General features: G+C 45.2%; 9 protein-coding genes. 1 reads left to right on the top strand and 8 read right to left on the bottom strand.

Annotated features, from left to right (window positions below; translation table 11 throughout):
• Positions 1-7: 7 nt before the first annotated feature.
• From L0U88_RS13075 to L0U88_RS13040, 8 genes are all read right to left on the bottom strand, one after another.
• Positions 8-1,840: a cytochrome c oxidase subunit I gene (locus L0U88_RS13075; protein ID WP_434801962.1), complete on the bottom strand. Its 1,833-nt coding sequence runs from the start codon at positions 1,838-1,840 to the stop codon at positions 8-10.
• 28 nt (positions 1,841-1,868) lie between these two features.
• Positions 1,869-2,936 (bottom strand): cytochrome c oxidase subunit II, encoded by a 1,068-nt coding sequence (locus L0U88_RS13070; RefSeq protein WP_234866513.1) that lies wholly within the window; start codon positions 2,934-2,936, stop codon positions 1,869-1,871.
• A 73-nt stretch (positions 2,937-3,009) separates the two neighbouring features.
• Positions 3,010-4,230 carry a quinol:cytochrome C oxidoreductase gene (locus tag L0U88_RS13065; protein ID WP_234866512.1) on the bottom strand — a complete coding sequence of 407 codons (1,221 nt, stop codon included), beginning with the start codon at positions 4,228-4,230 and terminating at the stop codon, positions 3,010-3,012.
• 33 nt (positions 4,231-4,263) lie between these two features.
• A complete protein-coding gene (locus L0U88_RS13060; protein ID WP_234866511.1) occupies positions 4,264-4,911 on the bottom strand; it encodes a c-type cytochrome in 648 nt (215 codons plus the stop codon).
• Between the two features lie 21 nt (positions 4,912-4,932).
• Positions 4,933-5,526, bottom strand: a complete 594-nt coding sequence (locus tag L0U88_RS13055; RefSeq protein WP_234866510.1) for a DUF3341 domain-containing protein — start codon at positions 5,524-5,526, stop codon at positions 4,933-4,935.
• A gap of 70 nt (positions 5,527-5,596) precedes the next feature.
• Positions 5,597-7,039 (bottom strand): NrfD/PsrC family molybdoenzyme membrane anchor subunit, encoded by a 1,443-nt coding sequence (gene nrfD, locus L0U88_RS13050; RefSeq protein ID WP_234866509.1) that lies wholly within the window; start codon positions 7,037-7,039, stop codon positions 5,597-5,599.
• A 127-nt stretch (positions 7,040-7,166) separates the two neighbouring features.
• Positions 7,167-10,319: a TAT-variant-translocated molybdopterin oxidoreductase gene (locus L0U88_RS13045; protein ID WP_234866508.1), complete on the bottom strand. Its 3,153-nt coding sequence runs from the start codon at positions 10,317-10,319 to the stop codon at positions 7,167-7,169.
• Between the two features lie 65 nt (positions 10,320-10,384).
• A complete protein-coding gene (locus L0U88_RS13040) occupies positions 10,385-11,632 on the bottom strand; it encodes a c-type cytochrome (protein ID WP_234866507.1) in 1,248 nt (415 codons plus the stop codon).
• Positions 11,633-11,833: 201 nt separating this feature from the next.
• Here L0U88_RS13040 and purN point away from each other — a divergent pair, with 201 nt between their 5' ends.
• Entirely contained in the window at positions 11,834-12,763 is a 930-nt protein-coding gene (gene purN, locus L0U88_RS13035) for a phosphoribosylglycinamide formyltransferase (RefSeq protein WP_234866506.1), read from the top strand.
• Positions 12,764-12,774: the final 11 nt, after the last annotated feature.

Below are 12,774 nucleotides of genomic sequence, written 5' to 3'. Positions count from 1 at the left end.
CCCCGAATCAATGCTTGCTTTCCGGACTTTCATTGGGCGATATAGGTTCGGTTTGTGGTACAAAATCACGACCATCCTTACCATAATCATAAGCCCAGCGATGAACTTCAGGAATCTCTCCCTCCCAGTTTCCGTGTCCAGGATTGATTGGGGTTGTCCATTCCAGTGTGGTTGCTCCCCATGGATTCTGGGAAGTTACCCTGCGTCCTTTGAAGATGCTATAGATAAAGTTGAATACAAATAACAATTGCACAGCAAATACCATAATGGTTACGATGGAGATAAAACGATTCAATCCATCAAACTGGTTGAAAGATGCCCAACCGCTGAAATCCAGGTAACGGCGAGGTACACCTGCCAGACCCTGGTAGTGCATTGGCCAGAAAATCAGGTAAGCACCTACCAACGTAATCCAAAAATGAATATAGGCCAGTGTATTATTCAAATAGCGACCATACATCTTGGGGAACCAGTGGTAGATTCCGGCAAACATGCCAAAGAACGCTGATACACCCATCACAATATGGAAGTGTGCAATTACGAAGTATGTATCGTGCAGGTGAATATCAAGAGTAGAGTTACCCAGGAAGATACCAGTAAGTCCACCTGAAATGAACAGACTCACAAATCCGATAGAGAACAACATGCCAGGTGTAAACCGCAGGTTACCTCTCCAGAGCGTTGTCAACCAGTTAAATACTTTGATCGCAGACGGAACCGCAATTAACAATGTTAATAATACGAAGAAGGCACCCAGGAATGGATTCAGTCCGGTTACAAACATGTGGTGCGCCCAAACCAGGAAGGCCAGTACCGCAATCGCAAACATAGAACCAACCATTGCCATATAACCGAAGATGGGCTTGCGGGAATTAGCGGACATAACATCCGATACCAGACCCATCGTTGGAAGAATGATGATATACACCTCTGGGTGACCCAGAAACCAGAACAGGTGCTGGTACAGGATCGCACTTCCTCCTTCATTCGGCAATGCTTTTTGAGTAGATGCCAGGAAGATATCAGAAAGGTAGAAACTGGTTCCGGCATGACGGTCAAACAACAACAGAATGAAACCAGACAACAATACTGGGAAGGATAATACACCCAACACAGCTGTGAAGAACAATGCCCAGATGGTCAGCGGCATACGGGTCATACTCATACCCTTGGTCCGCATGTTTAAAATGGTAGAGATATAGTTAAGACCTCCCAGAAGTGAAGACACCACGAACAATGCCATTGCAATCAACCAGAGATCCATACCAATTTTTGATCCTTCTGATGCATCACCCAATGCACTTAAAGGCGGATAAACGGTCCATCCACCACTAGCCGGACCTGTTTGAACAAACAGCGAAGAAATCATTACAATACTGGCAATGAAGAAGAACCAGTAGCTGAGCATGTTCATGAATGGAGAAGCCATATCACGGGCACCCAATTGTAATGGAATCAGAAAGTTGGCGAAGGTACCACTCAAACCAGCTGTCAGTACAAAGAATACCAGAACGGTACCGTGCATGGTTGTGAGGGCATAGTAAAATTCAGGCTGGATCTTACCACCTGCTGCCCATTTACCCAGAATATCTTCAAGAATCGGGAAGGTTTCATTGGGAAAACCGAGTTGCAGTCGGAAAAGTACCGAAAACAGACCTCCGATAATTGCCCAAATCATACCCGTGATCAGGAATTGCTTGGCAATCATCTTGTGATCCTGGCTGAACACATACTTCGTAATGAAGGTTTCCTTGTGGTGATGACCATGGTGCTCATCATGATGAACCTCATGCGTGGTCATCTCACCCACCTGCTCGTGCAAATTCACTTCTTGGCTCATAAAAATCTATTTGTTTTTCGGTACGACCTTAATTTGAATTAGATCCTGCAATCTTAGCTGCAGCTGTTACTGTACTGTCTGCCGGTGTTGCAACCGGTACAGCAGGTTTAGATTCCAGCTCCGGATTTGACATTACATAATTGGGCTTTTGCTTGGCCAGCCATAACAGGTATTCTGCAGGCTCAACCACTTTTACAATTCCCTTCATGGAATAATGTCCCTTACCACACATCTGGTCACAGGAAATTTCATATTCAAAATCAGGATTACCAGTTTTTTCTTTCATCTGCGCCGTGGTATATTTTGGCGTAAACCACATGGTAGTAGGTGTGCCAGGCACCGCGTCCATTTTCATACGGAAATGTGCCAAACCCACATCATGCACCACATCGCGGCTGTTGATGATCAGTTTTACAGGTTTACCAACAACCAGGTACATAGCTTCGTTGGTTACTACATCGTCATGAGATGCTTTGTCATCCCAAATCAAACCAAGCTGGTTTAACTTGCCCTCGTCAATGTTCTTATAATACTTCTTTCCAAAAACTTTGTCCTTACCCGGATAACGATAAATCCAGCCAAACTGTTTTCCGGTGATCTCAACTACATTCGCTTCTTTTGGAGCATCACCGGTAATCTTGAACCAGTAATACAAACCAAATCCAACCAGTACAGTAAGAGCGATGGCAGGTATTACAGTCCAGATAACTTCCAGTTTGTTATTGTGAGGATAGTAAAAGGCTTTTCTGCCTTCCTTGTACTGGTATTTGAAAGAAAACCAGAACAACAGGATCTGCGTGATGATAAATACTACCCCGGTAATGGCGATAGTGATATACAGCATCGTATCAATCTTCTCACCATGATCTGATGCTGCTTCCCCAAGAATTTTGCCCTTGTACAATTCATTGCACCAGTACACTCCGATCAGCCCCAGGATCATGAAAGCCAGGAGCAGAAAACCATTAATCTTGTTATTCTGCTCAAAGGTTTTCTTTTCACCTTTCAACACAGATACATATTCGCTGGCTTTTGCGATCTGAAAGACCACTATAAAACCCAACAACAGGATCGCAATGATTAATAATGTTGACATGTCTTATTCCGTGTTTATACAAAGTTTTGAATGAAAGCTTATATCCTATGCTTTTGTTTAATCTTCCTTTTTCTTAAGTATGGTGAATTATACTTTCCTTAAGGAAGGGATGGTTCCGGTTGATCAGGGAATGCTTGCTTAATGCATTTCCGGTTGCCCACATGATCAGTCCAATAAATCCTGCCGCCACACCAAAATCAAATAACCCCAGTTCCACATGCTCTTTCGATACTGACGCAATTACCATCTGGTAAAAATCGATCCAGTGACCAAAGATGATCAGCACCGACATGAATACCAGCAATGTATAGTTACGCTTCGAACTTCTTCTCATCAGTATCAGCAGCGGAGCAATAAAGTTAATGATCAGGTTCAGGAAGAAAATTCCACGATAGGGACCCTGAACACGATGTTTGAAATAAACCGTTTCTTCCGGAATATTCGCATACCAGATCAGCATGTACTGGCTGAACCACAGATAGGTCCAGAATACAGAGAACGCAAACATGAACTTACCCAGATCATGCAGGTGCTCCTGGTTTACCAATTCCAGGTAGCCCTGGTTCTTCAGGTAGATTACAAAAAGCGTAATAAGTGCCATACCAGCAACAAAGGAGGACGCAAACGTATACCAGCTATACATGGTGCTGTACCAGTGTGCATCGATACTCATGAACCATAACCAGGGTACAGTGGATGCAACAGTAAGACCAAACCATACCAGGTAAAGTGATCCCCAGATCGTATTCTTGAAAATATATTTCTTTCCTTGTTCAGCGCTGAGAGGACCACCGTTGTCAATCTCGCGACTAACAGAACGCATTTTTGCACCCAGGAAAATCCATCCAAGCAGTGTAAGGCTGGTCCAAACGATGAAGAAAGTTGGATTCAGAAATCCAATTTTTCCCATTAGAATATGATCGTTCGGATCTGGCGTAATCCAATGGTAAATATGATGCTGGTGACCTACTACAAGCGCAATTAAAATAACACCTGTAATAATTCCGATAGGAATTACTGCCGTAGAAATTGCTTCGGCAACCCTGCGGAAGCTCATTTGCCAGCCACCCATAGCAAGCGTAGTTGCACAGATAAAGAACATGGCAGCATTCACTATCAGCAGAAAATAAACACTGTTGTACAATAATACAGCCCAGAAGCGCGCAACGGCATGCTCATCACCCTGGCCATAGATAAAGTATCCTACAAGGATGGAAACCAATCCCACCGCCATCAGAATCAACGACCACATCTTGTACTTGGCAGGTATTTCAAATTGCTCTCTGAAAGACATTCTCAAAAATTTATCGTTTGGTCAAATTGGTTTTTATTTCATCGCAGTTGCAGCGCCGGCAGGTGCAGCAGCAGTTGTACTGTCGGTAGCAGCAGCTCCCGGAGTTTCTCCATTTTGTTTCATACGGATATACTGAACCATCATCCAACGCTGCTTGGGTGTCAGATGAGAAGCATAGGACCCCATCAGGTTCTTTCCATAAGTAATGGAATGAAAAATGGTACCATCTGCCATGTTTTTGATTTCATCTGAAACAAGATTCTTAGGAGCCAGCGGATAAGGTCCTTTTCCATCATTGTATAAAGGTCCGTTACCATCCAGTTTGGAACCATGACAAATACCACAATTGATCAGGTAAAGTCTTTCGGTTTCTGTATAGTCTTCCTCTGTCAGCCTGTTAGTGAGTGGATTCTTGAGAGCTGCAGAAGTAACATAGGTACCAGTAGTGTCTTTCAACATCCTGTATATTACTTCTTCACCGCGGGCAACAGTTCCTGCTACTGGCTCGGCATTATAATTAATACCTTCAGCCTGCAACTCCCGGTTGTCATTATAGGTCTCTACAGCGCGGCTATATGCCATGTCAGGCATGTAAATCTTACCTGGAGTGCGCTTCACGTCGCTACAGCTGCTGAAAGCCACTGCACCGAAAACTACCGCTATGATGGATTTCTTATTCATGCTTCTTGACTTCTTCTAGGGTTATGCTAAACTATTTTCTGATGGCGTGCTATACAGCTTTTGATCCTTAGCATACCTGCCAAGCCACCAGCCATCTTCTGCTTCCTGAACATTGATCTCTTTTGCACCAACACTTTCCAGAAACGCTTTGGCATCTGCCTCGTTTGTTCTGGATGTACATTCCAATACCATCACAAACAGATCATCCGTAGCACGCGCATGGAAATGGTGCTTTTTTACAAAAGGAGCCAGCTGGCACAGATAGCAAAATGTCAGTACCATGCCCACAGCAGAGAATAAAACGGTTAATTCAAACGTAATGGGAATAAAGGCAGGCAGTGGGAAATGTGGCTTACCACCAATATTCAAAGGCCAGTCTTTATTGAAAACCCAGCTCATGAAAGTCAGGGCAGTAGTGGTGCCTGTGATACCATAAATAAAACCCGCTGTGTGCAAACTGGTATCCCGTAATCCCATTGCCTGGTCAAGTCCGTGAATAGGAAAGGGAGTATACACATCATGAATTTTATAGCCGGCCTTACGAACCTTCTTCACTGCTGGAAAAAGGACTTTTTCGTCATCAAAGCATCCAACTACGAATTTCTTTTTTGCCATTTTTATTCGAATTCTTTGTTGTTAATTTTTTTCATCTCTCTTCTCACGTCTCACGTCTGACATCTCACTTCTAGTGGTGTGCATGCTCATGTGTGAAATGCTCCACTGTTGCCTTCTCTTCTTCACCCATATTGTCTTTATAACTTTCACCATTTTTCTTCAGGATATGCTTGATCTCAGCGATCGCGATAACCGGGAAGTATTTGGCAAATGCGAAAAAGCAGGTGAAGAACAATCCAAATGTACCTAGGTAAAATCCGACCTCCCACACAGACGGAGTGTAGTACGTACTCCAGCTACTGGGCAGGTAATCACGATAGATGGAAGTAACGATGATTACAAAACGCTCAAACCACATACCCACATTCACAATGATACTCATGAAGAAAGTGAAGATGATATTTCTTCTCAGTTTGCGGAACCAGAAGAATTGGGGAGCGATTACGTTACAGCTCATCATCAGCCAGTAACTCCAGGCATAGGGCGTACTCAGGTCATAACGGTTTTTGAAGGCCGCCATTTCATACGGGTTCTGTCCATACCAGGAAATAAACAACTCAGTGATATAAGCAATACCCACGATGGAACCGGTCAGAACAATTACTTTGTTCATCACTTCAATATGTTCCATGGTAATATAATCGTTCAGGTTCAGCACCTTTCGGGTAATGATCAGCAGTGTTTGTACCATCGCAAATCCGGAGAAGATCGCACCCGCAACGAAATAAGGCGGGAAGATCGTAGTATGCCATCCGGGAATTACAGAAGTTGCGAAGTCAAAGGATACGATGGTGTGTACAGAAAGTACCAGCGGTGTACTCAAACCAGCCAGTACAAGAGAGAGGGCTTCATGACGCTGCCAGTGCTTGGTGGAACCGGTCCAACCGAATGAAAGCACACCATACAGATTTTTTCTCCATTTTACTTTGGCACGATCCCGCACAGTTGCCAGGTCAGGTAATAAACCAGCATACCAGAAAAGCAAGGATACCGTAAAGTAAGTTGAGATCGCAAATACGTCCCACAACAGTGGTGAGTTAAAGTTCACCCACAAAGGACCGCGACTGTTTGGATAAGGCAGTACAAAGAAAGCCATCCATACACGACCCATGTGGAAGATGGGGAACTGGCCCGCACACATTACCGCAAAGATCGTCATCGCTTCTGCCGCACGGTTTACACCGGTACGCCATCCCTGGCGGAACAGCAGCAGGATCGCGGAGATCAGGGTACCCGCGTGACCGATACCAACCCACCATACGAAGTTGGTAATATCCCAACCCCATCCGATGGTCTTGTTCAGGTTCCATTCCCCGATACCGTAAACCACTTCACGATACACAGAATAAACCCCAAATAACAACAGTAATACAGAGATGGTAAAACCGATCTTCCATAACCTGGAAGGAGCCGCTTCAATTGGCCTAACGATGTCTTCTGTTACATCGTGATAAGTCTTAGCACCTGTTACCAGTGGCTCTCTAACTTGCGATTCGTATCTTAATAATGCCATATCGTATAAGCATTTAGCGTCGGCTCTAACCCCTTCGCTTGTTGGTTTTTATAAGTTCAGTTTCTCTTCTTTCAATGACTTTCTATTCCTTCTCACTTCCCACTTCTAAATTCTCACTTCTCACTTCTTAATGGTGTCCTCCTTCAGCTGCATGTCCACCCTCATTCATGAAGTGAGGCTTTCCATACTGCTCATGCGCACTGATTTCACCGGTATTCCGAACCTTGGCCAGGTAGCTCACATTCGGTAACACGTGGATTTGCTCCTGCACATAGAAGAGGCGGTTCTTGTTATCAGCGCGGTGTTTGGATACTGCACTTTCAGCATTGTTCACATTACCGAATACAATCGCATCGGCAGCGCAAGCCTGCTGACAGGCTGTTTTAACATCGCGGTCTTCCAATGGACGACCAGCTTTCTTCGCAGCCAGTTTTCCTTCCTGGAGACGCTGAACACAGAAAGAACATTTTTCAATTACACCACGGCTACGAACAGTAACATCCGGATTCAATACCATGCGGGTTAAATCATCGTTCATCATCAGGATCACATCATTCTCACCCTTGCCACCTACCATGTTGTCTCCGAAACTGTCTGCTCCGGTATAGTCAGCCCAGTTGAAGCGACGTACTTTATACGGACAGTTGTTTGCACAATATCTTGTACCGATACAACGGTTGTAAGTCATTTGGTTCAGACCCTCAGAACTGTGGTTGGTTGCAGCAACCGGACAAACGTTCTCACAAGGAGCATTATCACAGTGCTGACACATCATCGGCTGAAACACTGTCTGGATGCTGTTCGGATCATTGGGATCACCTGCGAAATAGCGGTCAATACGCAACCAGTGCATATCATGCGCACGCAATACCTCAGGCTTACCTACAACTGAAACGTTGTTCTCTGCCGTACAGGCAACCACACAGGCACCACAACCATAACAACTGTTCAGGTCAATGCTCATACCCCACTTGATACCTGGCTTATCGAACACAGGATAAATGGTACCATCTTTCTCGTAATTCTCCAATCCACCCCAGGGCTCAAGCTCTTTTGCACGGGCATCCAGGATCTTGGTTGGATTTTTAGTATAATCAGCGAGTGTGATTTCCTTGATCACCTCGTAACGACCCTCATAAGAACTGTGCGTCTGCGTGGTGGCAATTTTATATTCACCAGCAGTTTTCTCTACAGTAACCGCTGCTGTATTCAGAACCGTCGTACCATTGGAAACGCCAAACTTATAAGCGTTTTTACCAACTCCTGCCGCAGCCTTACCAATAGCATCCACACGTCCATATCCTACTGCCATCGCTACGGTATCAGCCTGCATGCCTGGAATGATCAATACCGGCAACTCTTCTTCTTTATTGCCCAGCTTTACTTTTACAACCGGCTTCTTGGGGAAAGCTTCGTATTCATCAGCCTGGGTTGGGTTGGTAATATCAATACCAAACATACTCTTACCCAGGGCAGGTGAAACCATCAGGTAGTTGTCCCAGGTAGCACGTGTAATCGGATCAGGAGTTTCCTGCAACCAGGGGTTGTTCGACTGACGGCCATCTGTAAACGTAGCTTTCTGATAAATAACCAGTTCAGTTCCACTGGATTTTTTTGCAGATCCAACCGCCGCAACTGCAGCAGCTACAGATCCGCCATTAAAGCTCGGGAAGCCCATTACCATCGCAGGTGATTCCACAACACCATCCTGAAGTGCTTTCAGGTAAGTATTTTCACCTCCCAAACGGGTAGTCCAGAAGTTTTTGAAATAATCAGCATAGGTTACCGCACTACCACTCCATTTCAGGAGGTTATCCTGCCATTGTCTTGTTTTAAACAAGGGCGCGATGGTCGGCTGCAGCATGCTGATATAACCAGCTTTATGCTCCGCATCACCCCAGCTTTCCAGGTAATGGTTAGCCGGTAATAAATATTTGCAGAGCTCAGTGGTTTCATCCATTTTCTCATTGAAAGAAACGGATACCCGTACTTTTTTAAGTCCGGCAATGAACTTTTCAGCATCGAAATAATCGTATGCCGGATTCACATCGTATATTAATACCGCACCTACAGATCCGGCATTCATTTCTTCTACCAGTTTAGCAAACTCGGCGTCTATACCTGACTTGTTCTGCAGTTTGCTCACGAGATCAATGGTCGTTCCATAAGAACCAACCGCATCATTGATCGCATTCACGATCAGCTGAACATTCACATCATTGCTGCCAGCTACTACCAGCGCCTGGCCTTTATTGGCAGCCAGATCTTTCGCAGCCTGTTCGATTCCCTTTTTCAGAGCAGCATCGCTGATACCAGCAGCACCCTGACCATTGATAGCAGAGAGCAGAGCAGCAGCTACTGCACCTGTTTCAGAAGGACGATGCGTATAACGCTCATCGGCATTCGCTCCGGTCATGCTAAGCATGGATTCAAACTGATAATGCTTGCTCATGGATGGATTTTTGGGATCCACCTTACGACCGCGGGTATATCCATGCTGGAATTCAACTGGGTTCAGCCAGGTTCCCAGGAAATCAGCTCCAAGACTCACAATCACCTTTGCTTTGTCAAATGCATAAGAGGGAATCATGCGGCTTCCAAAGCTTGCTTCATTGGCCAGCAGCATACCACTGTAGGAAATACCATCATACTGAACATGACGGGATCCCGGATATTTTGCCAGGAACTCTGCAATTACTGCTTTGGAGGAAGGAGAGTTAACAGTGCTGGTTAAGAGTACAACAGGTGCACCATTTAAACCGGCCAACGCTTCACCCACCATTTTATCAAAAGCATCAAATGTGCTTACTTCTTTTTTGTCTGCCATCGGGAAACGCAGACGAGCTGTATCATACAGGTCGAGTACAGATGCCTGCACCTGCGCGGTGGTAGCACCTTTTGACCAGCTTGACAGTTCGTTTCCTTCGATTTTAATCGGACGTCCATCACGAACCTTTGCCACAACAGGAATCGCATTACCACCTGCTACATAAGTTGTAGCATAATAGTTAGGTACTCCCGGAATAGCATCAACCGGACGGTTAACAAATGGGATCGCCTTTTTTACAGGCATTTCACAACTTGCAGCTACTGCAGCTGCAGCCGTGCTGAAACCAACGTATTTAAGGAAGTCGCGGCGAGGAGTGGTGGCAGAACCCAGCCCTTTGTCATCGAGTCCTTCAAAGGGTAACTCTTCTTTGAACTCATCCTGTGCATTTTGCTGATGTGCTGCTGAGTTGTTCAACTCTCCGAAACTTTGCCAGTACTTTTTTTGCTCCATATACCAAACCCCGGAAGGGGTGCTGATTTTGGTGATAAAAAATGGTTTATTGAGATGCTATTCTATTAATAGTGACATTTCTGACACTCTGTACCGCCGATGCTTTCAACGGTTACGCTATCCATCTTTCCACTCTTCAGATCATTGTGGAATTTCTCGTAAATGCTGTAGAACTTGTTGTCTTCAAACTGCACTTTGGTTTCCCTGTGACAGTTTATACACCAGCCCATGCTCAGATCAGAATACTGATAAACTTCTCCCATATTCTGGATATCACCGTGACAAGTCTGACAGGCAACTTTACCTGCTTTTACGTGCTGTGCGTGGTTGAAATAAACATGGTCAGGCAGGTTGTGAATCTTCACCCACTCGATCGGCTTTGGCTCGTTCACATATTTCTTTTGATCCGGATCCCAGCCTGTATAGGAATAAAGCTTTTTAATTTCTGCAGTACCATCTACTTCCGTTCCATCTTCTCTGTAAAGTTTTTCACCGGCGTATTCATTGATCGCCATGTGACAGTTCATACAGGTATTCAGTGAAGGAATATTGGCATGCTTGCCTTCCTGGGCACCACTGTGACAGTACAGACAGTTGATCTGGTTGGTACCAGCATGCACTTTGTGAGAATAATAAATGGGTTGCTCCGGCTGATAATCCTTGGAACGACCCAGTCCTACCGCACCCTGAATAGTGTAATAACCACCAACTATAAAGAGTACTACCGCAAACAGCGCGATATAGGCCTTATTACGATAGAATGGAACCGGCTCGTAGGAAGGAATGCCTTCTTTCTCATCACTGAGGCGCTTCAGGTTGGAGTTTACCTGCAGCAATACCAGCACGATAATCGCCAGGATCAGTGTTAACACGCCGAAAATCAGAGAGTTATCACTTTCAGCGGCAGCTGCTTGTACACCAGCTTCACCAGATCCTGTGGCAGCCCCGGGTGCAGGCACAGAATTAATATAGGTAATCATGGCACCGATTTCCTCATCCGTCAGGTTCGGGAAGAGGTTCATCGCTGTCTTATTCCAGGCAACATATAAGTCGTTGAAATACTTGTTACCGGATTGAAGCACTGCCTGACTGTTACGAATCCAGTCATATAACAACTTCTTATCCGGAACACGTTCCTCGATTCCAGCCAGGGCCGGACCAGTAAGATTTTTATGAACCGCGTGACAGGAAGCACAGTTCTGCTGAAACAAAGCCTTTCCATCCTGTGCAAATACGCCCTGATCGAAACAAAGCACGGTCAAAACTGAAAGAATGAGTGCTACTCTCTGCAAGATCGATCTATAGTGAATCATAAGCTGGAAATATCGTTGGTAATGTTAAAATGCCTCAATTCGGGGGCAAAAATATGACACGTTATTGACAATCTATCAACATCTCTCATTTTTTTTTAGCCGCGCGGGGCTTGCTTTTCAACGAATTGTGCAATTTTTCAAATGGTAATTACTTGCCATTCGTAAACGCTTTTGTTCAAGTTATTCCAGTTTCTTTGCAGCATGTTTGAAAAACTTCAGAAGAAGTGGAAGGTCAATGGATGGCAATTGCTCGCCATCCTGTGCACCTTTGCCATTGGAGGTAGCCTGACCGGTATTGTCGGCCGCAAAATCCTGCAACAGCTTCCGGAAGTGCACCCTGTGGGCTGGACCATACTCTATATTATTACCATGACACTGATCTGGCCCCTGATGGTAGTACTGGTCAGCATTCCCTTCGGCCAATATCCCTTTTTCAAAAATTACTTATTCCGAATCTTCCAAAAGATGACAAACACCCCCTCCTCCATTCCTCCCTCCTCCATTCCCCCGTCTCCTTCGTCTCCCTTGTCTCCTTCGTCTCCATTTTCAATTGCCATCTTCGCCTCCGGCACCGGGTCCAACGCCCAGAAAATCATTGAACATTTCCACAACCATCCCTCCATCCGGGTAGCCCTGGTTGTAAGTAATAAGGCAACAGCTGGTGTACTGGACAAAGCTGTAGCAGCCGGTATACCTACCCTGCTCATTGAAAAAGAACGCTTTTTCCGGGGTGATGGCTTTGTACCAGAACTGACCACCCATGGAATCGACTTCATCGTACTGGCCGGATTCCTCTGGAAAGTGCCACCTTCCCTGATCCAGGCCTATCCCTCCCGGATGATAAATATCCATCCTGCCCTGCTGCCCAAATATGGCGGCAAAGGCATGTATGGTAATTTTGTTCATGAAGCCGTCATCGCCGCAGGAGAAAAAGAATCAGGAATAACCATCCACTATGTGGACGAACAATACGATCACGGTGGAACCATATTCCAGGCAACCTGCCCTGTATTTCCGGAAGATACCCCGGAAACCCTGGCCAACCGGATTCATGCCCTCGAACATCAGCACTTCCCTGCTGTTATTGAATCTGTAATTCTTAGCAAACTCGTTAAAAATCAACCGTCCTGATATAATTTTCA

It is taken from the genome of Flavihumibacter fluminis (genome assembly GCF_021491375.1).
Taxonomy (GTDB): Bacteria; Bacteroidota; Bacteroidia; order Chitinophagales; family Chitinophagaceae; genus Flavihumibacter; species Flavihumibacter fluminis.
This window is presented reverse-complemented; position numbering and strand designations above follow the sequence as displayed.